Below are 18,894 nucleotides of genomic sequence, written 5' to 3' on the forward strand. Positions count from 1 at the left end.
ACACACAAGGACACCTTCCCATGCTCCACGGCTACATCCCGCCCCACCGCTTCCTGCCCTACCTGAGCTGGACCGAGATCGCCGCGCTGCCCGACCGCGAGAACACCGTCATCGTGCTGCCCTGCGGCGCCATCGAGCAGCACGGTCCGCACCTGCCCTGCTCGGTTGACAGCGTGATCTGCTCGGGCGTGATGGGCAAGGCGCTCGAAAAGCTCCCCGCCGAGGTGCGCGCCTTCGCGCTGCCGACCATCACGTATGGCAAGTCGGAAGAGCACCTGCACTTCCCCGGAACGATGACGCTGACCGGCACCACGCTGCTGTCGACGGTGATCGAGATCGGCGAATCGGTGTACCGCTCGGGCTTTCGCAAGCTGCTGTTCGCCAACGGCCACGGCGGCCAGCCGCAGGTGCTCGAAATGGCGGCGCGCGAACTGCGCCTGCGCCACGGCGATTTCGTGGTGGTGCCGCATGGCGTGTCGCGCCTGCCGAGCGCGGCCAGCAAGCAGGTCAGCGAGCAGGAGAAGAAACTCGCGATGCACGCCGGCCATTCCGAGACCGCGCTGATGCTCGCGCTCGCGCCCGAGACGGTGCACATGGAACATGCGGTCGCCAACTTTCCGCCGCCCTTCCCGATCAAGCTGCTGTCGGCCGACGGCCGCCCGGCCTGTGCATGGACCTCGCGCGACTTCGGCCCGAGCGGCGTGATCGGCGACCCGACCACCGCCACGCGCGAGCAGGGCGAAGCCATCCTCGACACGCTCTCCGACAGCTGGGTGCAGGCGCTGACCGAGCTGCACGCACTGCGCTGGGTGGTGCGCGAGGAAGCCACCTGGGAGCGCGGACACCAGCAGGGCTTCATCCAGCAGCGCTTCGAGCCGGCGGCCTGAGCCCGCTTCTTGCAACGGCCGCTTCTTCCTTTTCCTTCGTTTTCTTCTTCAACTCCCCTGCCCACGAGAGGTCCTCATCATGCGTTCCTTCGCACTGTCCATCGCCGGCGCCGCCGCCATCGCATTCCTCGCCGCCGCACCCGCGCAGGCCGAGGACAAGTTCACCTACATGACCAACTGGTACGCGCAGGCCGAGCACGGCGGCTTCTACCAGGCCGTGGCACAGGGCATCTACAAGAAGTACGGCCTGGACGTGACCATCAAGATGGGTGGCCCGCAGGTCAACATCACGCAGATGATGGCCGCCGGCCAGGCCGACTGCATCATGGGTTCGAGCGACATCCAGATGATGCAGGTGCGCGAAGGCGGCGTGCCGGTGGTCAACGTGGCGGCCTTCTTCCAGAAGGACCCGCAGGTGCTGATCGCGCACGAGGACGTGAAGAAGTTCGAGGACCTCAAGGGCAAGACGCTGCTGATCGGCGCGCAGGCCCAGCGCGGCTACTGGCCGTGGCTGAAGGCCAAGTTCGGCCTCACCGACGAGCAGACCCGCCCCTACACCTTCAACATCCAGCCCTTCGTGGCCGACAAGAACGCCGCGCAGCAGGGCTACCTGACCTCGGAGCCCTACGCCATCCAGAAGGCCGGCGTGAAGAGCACCGTGCTGATGTTCAGCGACCACGGCTTCCCGGCCTACGCGACCACCGTGTCGTGCATGGAGAAGACGGTGAAGGACCGCAGCAAGCAGGTCGCCGCCTTCGTGAAGGCCTCGGCCGAGGGCTGGAAGAGCTACCTCGCCGACCCCGCGCCCGCCAACGCGCTCATCAAGAAGGACAACCCCAACATGACCGACGACCAGCTGGCCTACAGCGTCGCCAAGCTCAAGGAGATGGGAATGATCACCGGCGGCGACGCGGCCAAGCTGGGCATCGGCGTGATGACGGATGCACGCGCGAAGGCGAGCTACGACTTTCTCGTGAGCGCGAAGCTGCTCGATCCGTCGAAGGTGGAGCTGGCGAAGACTTACACGACCGAGTTCGTGAAGGACGCCAAGGTCATCCCCTGAACCTTAACGACGCGCTGCGCATGAACCGAATCGACCCCCACACGTTGGCACCGCCCCCGGAGCACTCACCCGCCGTACCCGCGGTGGAAGTGCTCTCGGCCGAGAAGACCTATCCCAACGGCACGCAGGCGCTGCTGCCCGTGGACCTGTCCATCGCCGAAGGCGAGTTCGTCACCCTGCTCGGCCCCTCGGGCTGCGGCAAGAGCACGCTGCTGAAGATGGTGGCGGGCATGCTGGAGCCCAGCGACGGGCGCCTGCTGGTGTGGCGCCGGCCGGCGGCGCAGCTGCACGACTGCCCGCGCAAGATGTCCTTCGTGTTCCAGTCGCCCACGCTGATGCCGTGGGCCAGCGTGCGCACCAACGTGCGCCTGCCGCTGGACTTGGCCGGCGTGCCGCGCAAGGAGGCCGACGCGCGGGTGATGGAATCGCTCGCGCTCGTGGGTCTGGAGAAGTTCGCCGACGCGCTGCCGCGTGCGCTCTCGGGCGGCATGCAGATGCGCGTGTCGATCGCGCGCGGCCTCGTCACGCAGCCCGACCTGCTGCTGATGGACGAGCCCTTCGGCGCGCTCGACGAGATCACGCGCCACAAGCTCGACGCCGACCTGCTGGAGCTGTGGCGCAAGAAGAAGCTCACGGTGATCTTCGTGACGCACTCGATCCACGAGGCGGTGTTCCTGTCGAGCCGCGTGGTGATGATGGCCGCGCGGCCCGGCCGCGTGGTGGAGGAGTTCCGCATCGACGAGCCCTATCCGCGCAGCGCCGACTTCATGGTCACGCCCGAATTCGCGCGCTACGCGAAGCAGCTGCAGGACAGCCTGCTGCGCGCCAGCAGCACCGACGAGGAGGCCGCGCGATGACTGCCAAGACCCTTCCGCTGCTGGCTCAGCCGCGCGTGCAGCGCGTGCTCTACCCGGTGCTGATCGGCGTGGCGCTGGTCGCCCTCTGGCAATGGCTGGTGGTTGCGATGGAGCTGCCGCCCTACCTGGTGCCCTCGCCCTACCTGATGATGCAGACGCTGGTGACCGACTGGGCGCCGCTGGGCAACGCGCTGCTGGTCACGCTGAAGATCACGGTGCTGTCGTTCCTGCTGGCCACGGTCGCGGGCGTGCTGATCTCGTTCCTTTTCGTGCAAAGCAAGCGCATCGAGACCGCGCTCTTCCCGTACGCCGTGCTGCTGCAGGTCACGCCCATCGTGGCGGTGGCGCCGCTCATCATCATCTGGGTGAAGAACCCGGTGGCGGCTATGACGGTGTGCGCGGCGCTGGTGGCGCTGTTCCCGATCATCAGCAACACCACGCTGGGCCTGCGCAGCATCGACCCCGACCTGCAGAGCTACTTCAAGCTCAACCGCGCGACTCGCTGGCAGCAGCTGGTGCGGCTGCGCATTCCGAGCGCGCTGCCCTACTTCTTCGGCGGGCTGCGCATTTCCAGCGGCCTCGCGCTGATCGGCGCAGTGGTGGCCGAGTTCGTCGCGGGCACCGGCGGTTCGGGCGCGGGGCTGGCCTACCAGATCCTGCAGGCGGGCTTCCAGCTGAACATCCCGCGCATGTTCGCGGCGCTGCTGCTCATTTCCCTCACCGGTGTCGCGCTCTTCGTGCTGATGGCCTGGCTCACCAAGCTGGCGCTGGGCTCGTGGCATGCGAGCGAACTTTCCCAGGACTGACCTTGACCATGAACGCCCCTGTTTCCGCCATCGAGCAACTGCTGCTCGAACTGCCCGACCTCGACTGGATCACCGACGAGAGCCGCGTCACGCGGCTGTCCTCCGATTTCTCGTGGTTCAGCCCCGTGCTGGTGCGCCAGCTCAAGGACAAGCGCGCCGACGTGGTCGTGCGGCCGCGCACCGAGGAAGAGATCCGCGCGGTGGTCGGTGCTTGTGCGCGCCGCTGCGTGCCCATCACCATCCGCGGCAGCGGTACAGGCAACTACGGCCAGACCACGCCGCTGGCCGGCGGCGTGGTGCTCGACATGACGGGCTACAACAGCTGCCTGTGGGTGCACCCCGGCGTGGCGCGCGCGCAGGCCGGCATCCGTCTCGGCGAACTCGAGAAGCAGACGAAGCCCACGGGGCAGGAGCTGCGCTGTGTTCCATCGACCTACCGCAGCGCGACGCTGGGCGGCCTGTTCGGCGGCGGCTTCGGTGGCGTGGGCTCCATCAACTACGGACCGCTGGGCGCGCCCGGCAACGTGATCGGCATCCGCGCGATGACCATCGAGGCCGAGCCGCAAGTCGTGGAGCTGCGCGGCGCCGAGGCGATGCGCATGCACCACCTGTGGGGCACCAATGGACTGGTGCTGGAGCTGGAGATCGCGCTGGCACCCGCGCATCCGTGGCTCGAGACGCTGGTGACCTTCGGCGACTTCGAAAGCGCGCTGAACTTCGCCGACAAGCTTGCGCATGCGCCGGGCATCGTGAAGCGCGGTGTCACTTTCTTCGCGGCGCCCATCTCCGACCATCTGTCGCAACTCGCCGCGCACCTGCCCAAGGGCTGCCACACGGTGCTGTCGCTGGTGGCCGAGTCATGCGAGCCCGCGATGCTGCAGCTGGTGGAGGCCCTCGGCGGCACCGTCGGCTACCGCAAGACGGCGGCCGAGGTGCAGAAGAGCAATCGCACGCTGATGGAATTCACCTGGAACCACACGACGCTGCATGCGCTGAAGATCGATCCGAACCTCACCTACCTGCAGAGCGGCTTCGTTCCGGGCCGGCACGTCGAGCAGGTCATCGAGATGGAGAAGCTGCTGGGCGGCGAATCCGGCGAGGTGATGATGCACATCGAGTTCCTGCGCAACGTGGCCGGCCTCATGACCTGCAGCGGGCTGCAGTTGGTGCGCTTCAGCACCGAGGAGCGGCTGCAGGAGATCATGCGCATCCACCGCGAGCACAACGTGCACATCAACAACCCGCACGTGAACATCGTCGAAGACGGCAAGGCCGGCGGGCCGCTGCCGCCGGAGGTCATCGAGGTGAAGAAGCGCTTCGACCCGCTGGGCCTGCTGAACCCGGGCAAGCTGCGCGACTGGCCGGTGAAGGCGGCTCCGGCAGCCTGACCGGTTTCAGTTCTGGCGGCGGCCGTGCACCCAGGCCACCGCCACGATGGCCATGGCCAGCAGCCACAGCGGCCAGAGGCCGAACGGTGCCACCCAGCGCGCGAAGGGCGTGAGGCCGCGACGGCCTTCCACGCTCGCCTCGAGCACGCCGCGCGTGAGGCGCGGCAGCTCGTGCGCGACGCGGCCCTGGGCGTCGATCACCACGGTGGCGCCGGTGTTGGTCGAGCGCACCATCGGCCGCGCGAACTCCAGCGCGCGCATGCGCGAGATCGACAGGTGCTCGTCGATGGCCACCGTGTCGCCAAACCAGGCGATGTTGCTCACGTTGAGCAGGATGGTGGGCGCGCTGGCCTCGTCGCGGAAGTTCGCGCCGATCTCGTCGCCGAACAAGTCCTCGTAGCAGATGTTGGGCGCGATGCGCTGACCTTGCCAGACGAAGGGCGGCTGGGCAAGCCCGCCGCGCGCGAAGTCGCCGAGAGGGATGTTCATCATCTGGATGAACCAGCGGAAGCCCCAGGGAATGAATTCGCCGAAAGGCACGAGGTGGTGCTTGCTGTAGGCGTAGGGCTGCGCGTCGCCGGGGCGGAAGCCGAGCACCGCGTTGCTGTAGGTGCCCTGCCCGCCGAGCGGCAGGCCCACGATGGCGGCTTGATTGCCCTGGCTGTAGCGGGCCTTGATCGCTTCGAGATAGCCGGCTGGCAGTTGCTGAGGCAGCAGCGGCAAGGCGGTTTCGGGCGTGACGACGAGCGAAGCCTTGGCATCGCGCAGTTGCTCGCCGTACCAGCTCAGCGCGGTCTCGATGCCGCCGCCGGGAATGAACTTCTCGTCCTGCGGGATGTTGCCCTGCAGGAGCGCGACGCTCAGGTTGCCGGCCGCGCCTTTCGCGCCTCGCACATCGTCGCGCAGCGCGGGCACGAGGTTCGGCACGGCGAACACGAGCGCGATCAGCACCACGCCCTGCGCGGCTTCCACGATGCGCAGCGGACGATGCAGCGCGACCAGCGCAACAGCCAGTGCTCCTGCGGCGCCGATGCCGTAGACGCCCACCCATGGCGCAAGCGCCGAGAGCGGCCCCTCGACATGCGCGTAGCCGCCGGCGCCCCAAGGGAAACCGGTGAACCAGCTGCCGCGCACCAGCTCGGCCAGCGTCCAGAGCGCGGCGAAAACCAGCGCGCCCGTCACCCGGCCCCTCGGCCCCCGTACGACGAACCACGCCGCGGCGACTGCGTAATAAAGGCCCAGTGCAGCAGCCAGCGCGAGCACGGCGATGGCGGCCAGCGGCGCCGGCAGGCCGCCATAGGTGTGCATCGAGATGAAGAGCCACCAGAAGCTGCCGGTGAGCCAGGCGGTGGAGAACAGCCAGCCGTGCAGCCCGGCACGTCGCCAGCCTGCGCCCTGCGAACGCAGTCCGTCCAACAGCCAGACGAACGCGCCAAGCGACAGCAGCTGCAGCCACCACAGCGGCTTTCCGCCGGCCGGCGAAGCCATCGAGAGCGCCTGCGCGAGCCCGGCGGCGACGAAGCCCAGCGGACGAAGGAAGGAGGCGAAGAAGGAAGCCGGCGCGCGAGCCATCAGTCGGCCGCGTCGCCGCCGCGCGCCGGAGACACCTTGAACCAGCGCACCGCGCCGCCCTTGGTGTGCAGCACGACGAAGTCGAAGCCGCCGATCGCATGGTGCTCGCCGCGCTTGGGCACGTGGCCCATCTCGTGCGCGATCAGGCCGCCGATGGTGTCGAAGTCTTCGCTGAGTTGTTCCTCGTCGAACACGATGCCGAAGGCCTCGGCGACGCGCTCGATGGGCGTGTCGCCCGAGACGCGGTAGGTGTGGTCGGCCAGGCCGAAGATGTCGCCCTCGTCCTCGGCGATGTCGAACTCGTCCTCGATCTCGCCGACGATCTGCTCGAGCACGTCCTCGATGGTGATGAGGCCGGCCACGCGGCCGAACTCGTCGATGACGATGGCCAGGTGGTTGCGGTTGCCGCGGAACTCGCGCAGCAGGTCGTTCAGGCCCTTGCTCTCGGGAACGAAGGTGGCCGGGCGCAGCAGCGCGCGGATGTTCAGGCCCGGCGCACGCTGCAGCTTGAGCAGGTCCTTCGCGAGCAGGATGCCGATGATGTTTTCCTTCTCGCCCTCGTACACCGGAAAGCGCGAGTGCGCGGTGTCGATGACGAGATGCAGCAGCGCGTCGAACGGGGCGTCGATGTTCACCAGGTCCATGCGCGGCGCGGCGACCATCACGTCGCCGGCGGTCATGTCGGCCATGCGCAGCACGCCTTCGAGCATCACGCGCGACTCCGCGCCGATCACCTCGTTGTCCTCGGCGTCTGCCAGGGTTTCGATCAGCTCGTCGCGCGAATCGGGGCCGGGGTGGATGAATTCGGCGAGTTTCTGGAGAAAGCTGCGCTTGTCTTCCCGTTCGACGGGAGCGCGTTCAGGGTGAGGTTCGGCCACTGCGGGAGGGCGGAGTTGAGGAGGGACAAGGATACCGGATTGCGTGTGACACGCTCTACCGGCCCTCCCCGAGGGTAAGTACGGAAGCAGCCGCCAGGGCCGCGGAGCTCAGGGCGCCGACTTCTTCCGGGCGTCGCGCATGCCGCTGCGCACTTCCTGCAGGCTGGCCAGGAAGGCCCAGAACTGCTTGGCGCGGCTTTTGAGCGCGAAGTCGACGGCGGCGTAGTGCTCCAGGGCGATCTCGCTCATGCGGCTGTCGAAGGTGGCGCTGGGCAGTTCGAGATGAGCCTCGGCTTCCGAGCCGCTGCGCACCACGGTGGCACCGGCGTTGCGGGCGATCTTCAGCATGGCGGCGTTCTCGCTCAGCGCATGGATGAAGAGCATGCCCACGCCTTCGTTGCGCGCCACGACCACCGCACGCTCGAAGAGGCGGGCGCCGTAGCCGCGCCCGCGGGCATGGGCCGACACGGAAACGCCGAACTCGGCGCAGTCGCTGTGTTGGTCGCCGGGGGCGAAGGCCAGGTGGGCCATCGCGATCAGGTCGAGGCGGCGGTTGTAGATGCCGAAGAGCTCGTCGCGCTCGAAATCGAGGCTGTCGACGTAGCGCTGGATCTGCTCGTCGGCCGCCGCGTAGCCGAAGCGCAGGTAGCGGTCGTGCGGAGTGAGGTCGAGCAGGTGGCGGGCGATGCGCTCGCGTTCGCGGGGGCCGATCGAGCGGATCGGCACCATCACCGGTTGAGGCGCGCTGACTGCGCGTGGTTGCGCCTCAACCATTGGCGCCTTCAGGAAAGAGCCAATGCCGAGAGACGCTTTGAGAAGGGTCTTGGCGGTAAGCATGGCTCCAATGTAAGGGTTTTCACCTAAACAACAAGTTCACAAGGTTAATCCGGGGACACATTCGTGACCCCTTACCAGAACGTGTGGCGCCATCGCAACCAAATTGTGGCTAAACAGGCACAGCTGTTGTGGCCTTGACACGGTCGAGCACGAAGCTGGTCTTGCAGTCTTCAACGCTCGGGTGCTTGAGCAGGGTGTCCATGATGAAGCGGCTGTAGTGAGCCATGTCGGCCACCACCACGCGCAGCAGGTAGTCCATGTCGCCGGTGAGAGCCGCACATTCGACCACCTCGGGCCAGGTCTGCACGCTGGCGCGGAACAGGTCCATGGGGTTGCGCTTGTGGGTCTCGGTGTGCTTTTCCAGCCGCACGTTGAGGTAGGCGGTCAGCCCCAGGCCGACGGCTTCGGGCTGGACCAGGGCCACATAGCGGTCGATCACCCGATGCTCTTCCAGCCGCTTGACCCGGCGCAGCACGGCGCTGGGCGACAGGCTCACCTGCTCGGCGATCTGGTCGTAGGTGGCGCGGCCGTCTGCTTGCAGCGTGCGCAAAATGAGCCGATCAATCTTGTCCAGTGCTTCCATTTCGCCATTTTTGCAGCTTTACTGCGCAAGAGCCATCATAAGCGCGTGGAAACGCAGAAAACCTGAGAGGCATCCACCCTACATTGCATGACCGGCCGATTCGCGCCCCATTTCATTCGATCCGTTCCATTCCCCACCTCTACCGGAGACCGCACATGAGCCTTGCCGACGCCCCCGCCTTCACGCCCTGGGAGAACCCCATGGGCACCGACGGCTTCGAATTCATCGAGTACGCGGCACCCGATCCGGCCGCCATGGGCAAGGTGTTCGAGCGCATGGGCTTCAAGGCCGTGGCCAAGCACCGCCACAAGAATGTGCTGCTGTACCGCCAGGGCACGATCAACTTCATCATCAACGCCGAGCCCGATTCGTTCGCGCAGCGCTTCGCGCGCCTGCACGGCCCCAGCGTCTGCGCCATCGCCTTCCGCGTGCAGGACGCCAAGTTCGCCTACGAGCGCGCCATTTCGCTGGGCGCCTGGGGCTTCGCCGACAAGGCCGGCCCGGGCGAGCTGAACATTCCCGCCATCAAGGGCATCGGCGACAGCCTGATCTACCTGGTCGACCGCTGGCGTGGCAAGAACGGCGCGAAGCCGGGCGACATCGGCAACATCGGCTTCTTCGACGTCGACTTCGAGGCGCTGCCGGGCCTGACGGCCGAAGAGGCGCTGGCCCCGGTGGGCAACGGCCTGACCTACATCGACCACCTGACGCACAACGTGCACCGCGGCCGCATGAACGAATGGGCCGAGTTCTACGAGCGCCTGTTCAACTTCCGCGAAGTAAAGTACTTCGACATCGAAGGCCAGGTCACCGGCGTGAAGAGCAAGGCCATGACCAGCCCCTGCGGCAAGATCCGCATCCCAATCAACGAAGAGGGCAAGGAGCAGGCCGGCCAGATCCAGGAGTACCTGGACATGTACAACGGCGAAGGCATCCAGCACATTGCAATGGGCTCGGACGACCTCTACAAGACGGTCGACGCGCTGCGCGCCAATGGTGTGACGCTGCTGGACACCATCGACACGTATTACGAGCTGGTCGACAAGCGCATTCCCGGCCACGGCGAAAGCGTGGAGGAGCTGCACAAGCGCAAGATCCTGATCGACGGCAAGAAGGACGCGCTGCTGCTGCAGATCTTCAGCGAGAACCAGCTCGGCCCGATCTTCTTCGAGTTCATCCAGCGCAAGGGCGACGACGGCTTCGGCAACGGCAACTTCAAGGCGCTGTTCGAGAGCATCGAACTCGACCAGATGCGCCGCGGGGTGCTGAGCGCCGCAAAATAAGGGCCCCATCCCTTATTCACGCTTCTGGAGCACGCATGCGCAGCTGTACGCCTTCGATCGGTCTGACCTTCATTGCGGCGGCAGCCGCCCTTCTTTCGGGCTGCGCCATGGCGCCGGCCGCCACCACGCCGGTGGCCGGGGCCTCGCACCTGGACACGGTGCAGAAGGCCGCGGTACTGCGCATCTGCACCCCGGGCGACTACAAGCCCTTCAGCTTCCAGAAGCCCGACGGCGCATTCGAGGGCATCGACGTCGACCTGATGACCGGCTTCAGCGCCAGCCTCGGCGCGAAGCCCGAGTGGGTCAAGACCACCTGGGCCAACCTGCTGCCCGACCTGGCCGCCGGCAAGTGCGACATCGCCGTGGGCGGCGTGTCGGTCACCACCGACCGGCAGAAGCGCGCCTTCTTCAGCGCACCCTACATGGTCAACGGCAAGACGCCCATCGCGCGCTGCGCCGACGTGTCGAAGTACCAGAGCGTGGCGGCCATCGACAAGCCGTCGGTGCGCGTCATCTTCAATCCGGGCGGCAGCAACGAGCGATTCGCCCGGGCCAATTTCAAGCAGGCCAAACTCACGCTGCACGGCGAGAACGTGACGATCTTCGACGAGATCCTCGCCAACCGCGCCGACGTGTTCGTCACCGAGGCGGCCGAGGCCATCACGCAGCAGAAGCTCAAGCCCGGCCTGTGCGCGGTCAACCCCGACAAGCCGCTGCAGTACGGCGAAATGGCCTGGATGCTGCCGCGCGACGACGTGGCCTTCAAGTCGTATGTCGACCAATGGCTGCACCTGCAGCAAGCCGGCGGCGACTTCCAGCGGACGATGGACCGCTGGCTCAAGTAAACCTTCCTCCTCCGAGATCGCTTTTTCATGGACTCCCCCGCCGCCGCAGTTGTCACCCCCGCCGTCTATGGCGCCTCCGACCGCCCGCCGCGCGGCGACTACTCGCGCGGCGGCGCGGTGCTGGCCGACTACACCTGCCCGCAGGACTGGGCCAGCTACACGCCGGCCGACCACGACACCTACCGCCGCCTCTACGAGCGGCAGGTGGCGCAGTTGCCGGGCCTGGCCTGCGACGCCTTCATCAACGCGCTGCCCTCGCTGGGCGTGAAGGACCGCATCCCGCGCTTCGACGAGCTCAACGAGCGGCTGCACAAGGCGACAGGCTGGGAGATCGTGGCGGTGCCTGGGCTGATTCCGGAGCTGCCCTTCTTCACGTTGCTCGCGAACCGCAAGTTTCCGGTGACGGACTGGATCCGCAAGCCCGAGGAGTTCGACTACATCGTCGAGCCCGACGTGTTCCACGATCTGTTCGGCCACGTGCCGATGCTGTTCGACCCGACCTTCGCCGACTACGTGCAGCGCTACGGCCAGGGCGGCATCAAGGCGCACGAACTCGGCGCGGGCGAGAAGCTCGCGCGGCTCTACTGGTACACGGTGGAGTTCGGCCTGATCCGCCAGCCGGACGGCCTGCGCGCGTACGGCGCGGGCATCCTCAGCTCGGTAGGCGAACTCAGGCACGCCGTGCTCAGCGACGGGCCGCGCCGCCTGCCGCTGGACCTGCTGCGCACCATGCGCACGCGCTACAAGATCGACACTTACCAGGCCAACTACTTCGTGATCGACAGCTTCAGGCAGCTGTTCGACCTCACCGAGCCCGATTTCACGCCGCTGTACGAGTCGCTGAAGGTCGCGACCGACATCGAGGCCGGGGTGTTGCTGCCGGGCGAGTCCGGCAAGGCCTGAAACCTCGAAGGGTTGTTCGCACGCGCAGCTATCGCGCGCGCGACAGCGCACACCCCTTCCCTAGGACAAGCCCGCTGGTCGCGGAGGCAGGGTGCCTTCCACAATCCGCGCCAAAGGAGCTTGCATGCAGACCAACACATCCGCGCGACAGAACTATCCGGCCGGCGTGCCGCACGAGATTCATCCGGAGCAGTACCGCTCGTTGCCCCAGATGTTCGACGAGGCCTTTGCCCGTTATGCCGACAGGCCCTTCTCGGTCTGCATGGAGCGCTGGATGTCTTACGGCGAGCTCGATGCGCTGTCGAAGGCGCTGGGCGCCTGGCTGCAGTCGCGCGGGCTGGAGCCAGGTGCGCGGGTGGCGATCATGCTGCCGAACATCCCGCAGTTCGCGGTCACCATGTGCGGCGTGCTGCGCGCGGGATACACGTGCGTCAACGTCAATCCGCTGTACACGGCGCGGGAGCTGGAGCACCAGCTGAAGGACTCCGGCGCGACGGCCATCGTCATTCTTGAAAACTTCGCGTCCACGCTCGAGAAGGTGATCGAGCGCACGCCGGTGAAGCACGTGGTCATGACCTCGATGGGTGACCTGCTGGGCGGCCTGTACGGCGCGTGGATCACGATGGCCGTGCGCCATCTCGCGAAGCTCGTGCCGGCCTACAAGCTGCCGCTGAGCGACGGGCGCAGCGTGACGCCGTTCAGCCGGGCGATTGCCGAGGGACGTGGCCGCACGCTGGGGCCCGATCAGAGCACGCTCGATTCGATCGCCTTCCTGCAGTACACAGGCGGCACGACCGGCTTGTCGAAGGGCGCGGTGCTGACCCACCGCAACATCGTCGCGGCCACGCTGCAGGCCGAGGCCTGGTTCACGCCGGCACTGTCGCGCGCGGGTGACCTGGCGAAGGTCAACAGCATCGCGGCGCTGCCGCTTTATCACATCTTCGCGCTGACGCTGTGCCTGCTGGTGATCCGCCAGGGTTCGCACATGACGCTGATCCCGAACCCGCGCGACTTCGACAAGTTCATCGCGGTGCTGAAGAAACGGCCCTTCCACATGCTGCCAGCCGTGAACACCCTGTTCAATGCGTTGCTGATGCACCCGGAATTCAAGTCGGTCGACTTCTCGACGCTTTTCGTCTCCCAGGCGGGCGGCATGGCTGCCTCGGAAGGCACCGCGCGCAAGTGGTTCGAGGCCACCGGCTGTCCGATGATCGAAGGCTGGGGCATGAGCGAGACATGCGCGATCGGCACCAACAATCCGGTGTCGAACACCAAATTCACCGGCACGATCGGGCTGCCGCTGCCCAGCATCGAGATCGCGATCAAGGATGACGACGGAAACTCGCTGCCCGTCGGCGAGGCGGGCGAGCTCTGCATCAAGGGCCCGAACGTGATGAAGGGCTACTACAACCAGCCGGCCGAGACTGCCGCGGCCTTCACTGCCGACGGTTTCATGCGCACCGGCGACATCGCGGTGATGCAGGAAGACGGCTACAGCCGCATCGTCGATCGCAAGAAGGACATGATCCTGGTCAGCGGCTTCAATGTTTTCCCGAACGAGCTGGAGAACGTGATCTCGCTATGCCCGGGAGTGGTGGAGTGCGCGGCGGTGGGCGTACCCGATGAAAAGCAGGGCGAAGCCATCAAGGTCTTCGTGGTCCGCAGGGATCCGGCGCTGACCGAGGATGCGGTGCTGCAGTACTGCCATTCGCAGCTCACCGGCTACAAGCGGCCGAAGCACATCGAGTTCCGGGAATCGCTGCCGAAGACCAATGTCGGGAAGATCCTGCGGCGTGAGCTTCGCGTCAATGCAAACGCCTGAGCGGCACAGATGAGCCCTTCGTCGGCTGGCGCCGGGCTGCCGGCGGGTGTCGTTGTGTTCGAGCGGGGGTGGCTGTCTTCGAACAACGTGCTGTTCGTGGCCGGCGAAGAGACTGCGCTGGTCGACACGGGATACGCCGCGCACGCCGAGCAGACCTTGGCGCTGGTCGAGTCGGTACTGGGAGAGCGACCGCTCGACCGAATTCTGAATACGCATCTGCACAGTGACCACTGCGGAGGGAATGCTGCGCTGCAACTGCGATATCCAACGGTTCGTACCGAGATTCCGCCGGGGGAAGCTGCATTTGTGGAGAGCTGGGACCAGCAGGGGCTGAGTTTTCTGGCTACCGGGCAGACTTGTCCCAGGTTCCGATTCACAACGCTGCTGCTGCCGGGTAGCGATTGCGTGCTTGGCGGCAGGCCGTGGCAGGTGCACGCGGCACCGGGGCACGATCCTCACTCGGTCATCTTGTTCGATGAGCAGTCGCGTACGTTGATATCGGCGGATGCGCTGTGGGAGAACGGGTTCGGTATCGCGTTTCCAGAACTGGCGGGGGAGCCGTCGTTCGGAGAAATAGGAGCGACCTTGGATCTGATCGAGAAGCTGGCGCCGGAACGAGTGATTCCGGGGCACGGAGCGGTGTTCGACGATGTTGGGAAAGCGCTGGCTGTTGCGCGTCAGCGCCTGGAGAAATTGATGCGCGATCCGGCCAAGCATGCGCGGCATGCCATCAAGGTCTTGATGAAGTTCAAGTTGCTGGAAGTGCAGACCATCTCGACAGCCGGATGGAATGCCTGGTTGCACGGCACGCCCTATCTCGAGGCGATCCAATCACGCTTTTTCAGTGATGTCGAGTTGGGTCGGCTGACTGGCGATATCTTGGCGGAGCTGGTCAGCGCTGGCGCGGCCGAAGTGGGCCAAACAGATATCCGCAATCGGTAATTGGTGTACCCCGCGCCAAGCGTTTTGCTTCACTTTTGGCGCTCTCGGAGCATCTGATCCGTCTCCTGGCGTTTTTTCTTGTTTGTGCTGTGCAAAGCAAAAACCCCCGATCGCGATGGACCGGGGGTTTTTGGGGCTGTAAGAGCCTGACGATGACCTACTTTCACACGGGAACCCGCACTATCATCGGCGCTGAGTCGTTTCACTGTCCTGTTCGGGATGGGAAGGAGTGGGACCAACTCGCTATGGTCATCAGGCATAAAGGGTTGTCTGGTTGATCACGCGATCAATCAGACGAATTCATAGAGTTTGGAATCAGCTTTTGGCGAATTGTTTTGAATGCGTCAACTTGGCATAACACCTTGATCTGACTGATCAAAGTTATAGGGTCAAGCCGCACGAGCAATTAGTATCAGTTAGCTTAACGCATTACTGCGCTTCCACACCTGACCTATCAACGTCCTGGTCTTGAACGACTCTTCAGGGGGCTCAAGGCCCCGGCAGATCTCATCTTGAAACGAGTTTCCCGCTTAGATGCTTTCAGCGGTTATCTCTTCCACACTTAGCTACTCGGCAATGCCACTGGCGTGACAACCGATACACCAGAGGTGTGTCCACTCCGGTCCTCTCGTACTAGGAGCAGGCTTCCTCAAATCTGCAGCGCCCACGGAAGATAGGGACCAAACTGTCTCACGACGTTTTAAACCCAGCTCACGTACCTCTTTAAATGGCGAACAGCCATACCCTTGGGACCGGCTACAGCCCCAGGATGAGATGAGCCGACATCGAGGTGCCAAACACCGCCGTCGATATGAACTCTTGGGCGGTATCAGCCTGTTATCCCCAGAGTACCTTTTATCCGTTGAGCGATGGCCCTTCCATACAGAACCACCGGATCACTATGTCCTGCTTTCGCATCTGCTCGACTTGTCAGTCTCGCAGTTAAGCACGCTTATGCCATTGCACTATCGTCACGATGTCCGACCGTAACTAGCGTACCTTCGAACTCCTCCGTTACGCTTTGGGAGGAGACCGCCCCAGTCAAACTGCCTACCATGCACTGTCCCCGATCCAGATAATGGACCTAGGTTAGAACCTCAAACACACCAGGGTGGTATTTCAACGTTGGCTCCACAAGATCTAGCGACCCTGCTTCAAAGCCTCCCACCTATCCTACACAGATCTGTTCAAAGTCCAATACAAAGCTACAGTAAAGGTTCATGGGGTCTTTCCGTCTTTCCGCGGGGAGATTGCATCATCACAAACATTTCAACTTCGCTGAGTCTCAGGAGGAGACAGTGTGGCCATCGTTACGCCATTCGTGCAGGTCGGAACTTACCCGACAAGGAATTTCGCTACCTTAGGACCGTTATAGTTACGGCCGCCGTTTACTGGGACTTCAATCAAGAGCTTGCACCCCATCATTTAATCTTCCAGCACCGGGCAGGCGTCACACCCTATACGTCCACTTTCGTGTTTGCAGAGTGCTGTGTTTTTAATAAACAGTCGCAGCCACCGATTTTTTGCAACCCGTTCATGCTCCGTTGTTCACTTCACACTAATAGGGCACACCTTCTTCCGAAGTTACGGTGTCAATTTGCCGAGTTCCTTCTCCTGAGTTCTCTCAAGCGCCTTAGAATACTCATCTCGCGCACCAGTGTCGGTTTGCGGTACGGTCGTGTGTAGCTGAAGCTTAGTGGCTTTTCCTGGAACCTCGTTCAATCACTTCACCAGCAAGCTGGCTCGATCGTTGGCCTCGGTATATGTGCACCGGATTTGCCTAATGCACGCCTACATCCAACTAAACCGGGATATCCAACACCCGGATGACCTATTAAGATCCGTCCCCACATCGCACTACACATCGGTACAGGAATATTGACCTGTTTCCCATCAGCTACGCATCTCTGCCTCGCCTTAGGGGCCGACTCACTCTACGCCGATGAACGTTGCGTAGAAAACCTTGCGCTTACGGCGAGGGGGCTTTTCACCCCCTTTAACGCTACTCATGTCAGCATTCGCACTTCTGATACCTCCAGCACGCTTTACAACGCACCTTCACAGGCTTACAGAACGCTCTCCTACCACTTGCAATAAATTGCAAATCCGCAGCTTCGGTAACTGGCTTAGCCCCGTTACATCTTCCGCGCAGGACGACTCGATCAGTGAGCTATTACGCTTTCTTTAAATGATGGCTGCTTCTAAGCCAACATCCTGACTGTTTTAGCCTTCCCACTTCGTTTCCCACTTAGCCAATTTTAGGGACCTTAGCTGGCGGTCTGGGTTGTTTCCCTCTTGAGTCCGGACGTTAGCACCCGGTGCTCTGTCTCCCAAGCTGTACTCTTCGGTATTCGGAGTTTGCCTTGGTTTGGTAAGTCGCCATGACCCCCTAGCCAAAACAGTGCTCTACCCCCGAAGGTAATACTTGAGGCACTACCTAAATAGTTTTCGGAGAGAACCAGCTATTTCCAAGTTTGTTTAGCCTTTCACCCCTATCCACAGCTCATCCGCTAGTTTTGCAACACTAGTCGGTTCGGACCTCCAGTACCTGTTACGGCACCTTCATCCTGGCCATGGATAGATCACTTGGTTTCGGGTCTACACCCAGCGACTGATCGCCCTATTCGGACTCGATTTCTCTACGGCTTCCCTATTCGGTTAACCTTGCCACTGAATGTAAGTCGCTGACCCATTATACAAAAGGTACGCAGTCACCCTTGCGGGCTCCTACTTTTTGTAAGCACGCGGTTTCAGGATCTATTTCACTCCCCTCCCGGGGTTCTTTTCGCCTTTCCCTCACGGTACTAGTTCACTATCGGTCAATGATGAGTATTTAGCCTTGGAGGATGGTCCCCCCATATTCAGACAGGATTTCTCGTGTCCCGCCCTACTTGTCGTTAGCTCAGTACCACACAGGTCATTTCACGTACGGGGCTATCACCCGCTATGGCCAGCCTTTCCAAGCTGTTCCGTTATGTCTTGTGCTATCACTAACAGGCTTCTCCGATTTCGCTCGCCACTACTTTCGGAATCTCGGTTGATGTCTTTTCCTCGAGCTACTGAGATGTTTCAGTTCACCCGGTTCGCCTCGTTACCCTATGTATTCAGATAACGATACCTTTCGGTGGGTTTCCCCATTCGGAAATCTCCGGATCAAAGCTAATTTGCCAGCTCCCCGAAGCTTATCGCAGGCTATCACGTCCTTCGTCGCCTATCATTGCCAAGGCATCCACCACGTGCTCTTATTCACTTGACCCTATAACTTTGACGTTTCCTCACGGAAACCAAAGTCAATCAAGGAATTGCCAGGTCTTTCACCTGACGCGTTATGCCGTCTTCAAAAATCGATTTGATTCGAAATTGAAGTTTCTTTTGACGCAATCAAAAATTCTTGCCGCTGATGGCACGGTCCGCACTAAACCTTTACGAATGTGCGGTTTCCATCAGCAGCGCTGATTCGACTCTATGAATTTTTAAAGAACAGCCGATTGATCAAGAGATCCTGATCAACAACAAAGAAGCCTCATGCTTTCGCAGGAAGCCGCTTTGGTGTTGAGTAAGCATCGAGTTGTTGGTGGAGGATGACGGGATCGAACCGACGACCCCCTGCTTGCAAAGCAGGTGCTCTCCCAGCTGAGCTAATCCCCCTCAACTCTCACACGAGATATCAGAAGATTTGGTGGGTCTAGTTGGGCTCGAACCAACGACCCCCGCCTTATCAAGACGGTGCTCTAACCAGCTGAGCTACAGACCCATATCGATGACCTTGACGATCTCGACTTCTTCCAACAACCGATAAGTGTGGGCGTTTAAATTAAATTGCCTGTTTCCAGAAAGGAGGTGATCCAGCCGCACCTTCCGATACGGCTACCTTGTTACGACTTCACCCCAGTCACGAACCCTGCCGTGGTAATCGCCCTCCTTACGGTTAAGCTAACTACTTCTGGCAGAACCCGCTCCCATGGTGTGACGGGCGGTGTGTACAAGACCCGGGAACGTATTCACCGTGACATTCTGATCCACGATTACTAGCGATTCCGACTTCACGCAGTCGAGTTGCAGACTGCGATCCGGACTACGACTGGTTTTATGGGATTAGCTCCCCCTCGCGGGTTGGCAACCCTTTGTACCAGCCATTGTATGACGTGTGTAGCCCCACCTATAAGGGCCATGAGGACTTGACGTCATCCCCACCTTCCTCCGGTTTGTCACCGGCAGTCTCATTAGA

General features: G+C 62.9%; 14 protein-coding genes, 2 tRNA genes and 3 rRNA genes (1 of these 19 running past the window's edge). 10 read left to right on the top strand and 9 right to left on the bottom strand.

What is annotated here, in order from left to right:
• The first annotated feature begins 20 nt into the window (after positions 1-20).
• The 5 genes from ABL838_RS28075 (at position 21) to ABL838_RS28095 (ending at position 5,001) form a co-directional block, all read left to right on the top strand.
• The gene (locus ABL838_RS28075; RefSeq protein ID WP_126023792.1) at positions 21-887 is read left to right on the top strand and encodes a creatininase family protein; all 867 of its coding nucleotides are present in this window, start codon (positions 21-23) and stop codon (positions 885-887) included.
• Between the two features lie 79 nt (positions 888-966).
• Positions 967-1,950, top strand: a complete 984-nt coding sequence (locus ABL838_RS28080) for an ABC transporter substrate-binding protein (protein ID WP_418122956.1) — start codon at positions 967-969, stop codon at positions 1,948-1,950.
• A gap of 20 nt (positions 1,951-1,970) precedes the next feature.
• On the top strand, positions 1,971-2,807 hold the full coding sequence (locus ABL838_RS28085; protein WP_418118080.1) for an ABC transporter ATP-binding protein: 837 nt from the start codon (positions 1,971-1,973) through the stop codon (positions 2,805-2,807).
• On the top strand, positions 2,804-3,613 hold the full coding sequence (locus tag ABL838_RS28090) for an ABC transporter permease (RefSeq protein WP_126023795.1): 810 nt from the start codon (positions 2,804-2,806) through the stop codon (positions 3,611-3,613). The genes ABL838_RS28085 and ABL838_RS28090 overlap by 4 nt, the downstream gene beginning before the upstream one ends.
• A gap of 8 nt (positions 3,614-3,621) precedes the next feature.
• Positions 3,622-5,001, top strand: coding sequence for an FAD-binding oxidoreductase (locus ABL838_RS28095; RefSeq protein ID WP_418125922.1), 1,380 nt, complete (start codon positions 3,622-3,624; stop codon positions 4,999-5,001).
• A 6-nt stretch (positions 5,002-5,007) separates the two neighbouring features.
• On the opposite strand, the gene lnt is transcribed toward ABL838_RS28095, so the two are convergent.
• The 4 genes from lnt to ABL838_RS28115 all read right to left on the bottom strand — a co-directional run bounded on the left by lnt (position 5,008) and on the right by ABL838_RS28115 (position 8,871).
• Positions 5,008-6,573, bottom strand: coding sequence for an apolipoprotein N-acyltransferase (gene lnt, locus ABL838_RS28100; protein ID WP_418122960.1), 1,566 nt, complete (start codon positions 6,571-6,573; stop codon positions 5,008-5,010).
• Complete coding sequence (locus tag ABL838_RS28105) at positions 6,573-7,451, bottom strand: HlyC/CorC family transporter (RefSeq protein WP_126023798.1); 879 nt, start codon at positions 7,449-7,451, stop codon at positions 6,573-6,575. Before ABL838_RS28105 ends, lnt begins: the two co-directional genes overlap by 1 nt.
• Before the next feature lie 108 nt (positions 7,452-7,559).
• Positions 7,560-8,288 (bottom strand): GNAT family N-acetyltransferase, encoded by a 729-nt coding sequence (locus ABL838_RS28110; RefSeq protein WP_126023799.1) that lies wholly within the window; start codon positions 8,286-8,288, stop codon positions 7,560-7,562.
• A gap of 109 nt (positions 8,289-8,397) precedes the next feature.
• Positions 8,398-8,871 (bottom strand): Lrp/AsnC family transcriptional regulator, encoded by a 474-nt coding sequence (locus tag ABL838_RS28115; RefSeq protein ID WP_019658474.1) that lies wholly within the window; start codon positions 8,869-8,871, stop codon positions 8,398-8,400.
• Positions 8,872-9,026: 155 nt separating this feature from the next.
• Here ABL838_RS28115 and hppD point away from each other — a divergent pair, with 155 nt between their 5' ends.
• The 5 genes from hppD to ABL838_RS28140 all read left to right on the top strand — a co-directional run bounded on the left by hppD (position 9,027) and on the right by ABL838_RS28140 (position 14,666).
• Positions 9,027-10,154, top strand: coding sequence for a 4-hydroxyphenylpyruvate dioxygenase (hppD, locus tag ABL838_RS28120; RefSeq protein ID WP_418122962.1), 1,128 nt, complete (start codon positions 9,027-9,029; stop codon positions 10,152-10,154).
• Positions 10,155-10,189: 35 nt separating this feature from the next.
• The gene (locus ABL838_RS28125) at positions 10,190-10,999 is read left to right on the top strand and encodes a transporter substrate-binding domain-containing protein (protein ID WP_418122963.1); all 810 of its coding nucleotides are present in this window, start codon (positions 10,190-10,192) and stop codon (positions 10,997-10,999) included.
• Between the two features lie 27 nt (positions 11,000-11,026).
• A complete protein-coding gene (gene phhA, locus ABL838_RS28130; RefSeq protein WP_418122964.1) occupies positions 11,027-11,902 on the top strand; it encodes a phenylalanine 4-monooxygenase in 876 nt (291 codons plus the stop codon).
• 124 nt (positions 11,903-12,026) lie between these two features.
• Positions 12,027-13,724: an AMP-binding protein gene (locus ABL838_RS28135; RefSeq protein ID WP_418122965.1), complete on the top strand. Its 1,698-nt coding sequence runs from the start codon at positions 12,027-12,029 to the stop codon at positions 13,722-13,724.
• 9 nt (positions 13,725-13,733) lie between these two features.
• Positions 13,734-14,666, top strand: a complete 933-nt coding sequence (locus ABL838_RS28140; RefSeq protein WP_418122966.1) for an MBL fold metallo-hydrolase — start codon at positions 13,734-13,736, stop codon at positions 14,664-14,666.
• Positions 14,667-14,810: 144 nt separating this feature from the next.
• Here ABL838_RS28140 and rrf read toward each other — a convergent pair.
• The 5 genes from rrf to ABL838_RS28165 form a co-directional block, all read right to left on the bottom strand.
• Positions 14,811-14,923 (bottom strand): 5S ribosomal RNA (rrf, locus tag ABL838_RS28145).
• A 128-nt stretch (positions 14,924-15,051) separates the two neighbouring features.
• Positions 15,052-17,922, bottom strand: a 23S ribosomal RNA gene (locus tag ABL838_RS28150).
• Between the two features lie 316 nt (positions 17,923-18,238).
• A tRNA-Ala gene (locus ABL838_RS28155) sits at positions 18,239-18,314 on the bottom strand.
• Positions 18,315-18,343: 29 nt separating this feature from the next.
• Positions 18,344-18,420 (bottom strand) — tRNA-Ile (locus ABL838_RS28160).
• Positions 18,421-18,499: 79 nt separating this feature from the next.
• Positions 18,500-18,894: ribosomal RNA gene (locus tag ABL838_RS28165) — 16S ribosomal RNA — on the bottom strand (it continues 1,140 nt past the right edge of the window).
• The 16S, 23S and 5S rRNA genes sit together here with 2 tRNA genes alongside, the layout of an rRNA operon.

Origin of the sequence: Variovorax sp. 160MFSha2.1, assembly GCF_048305075.1 — a bacterium.
Lineage (GTDB): Bacteria > Pseudomonadota > Gammaproteobacteria > Burkholderiales > Burkholderiaceae_C > Variovorax > Variovorax guangxiensis.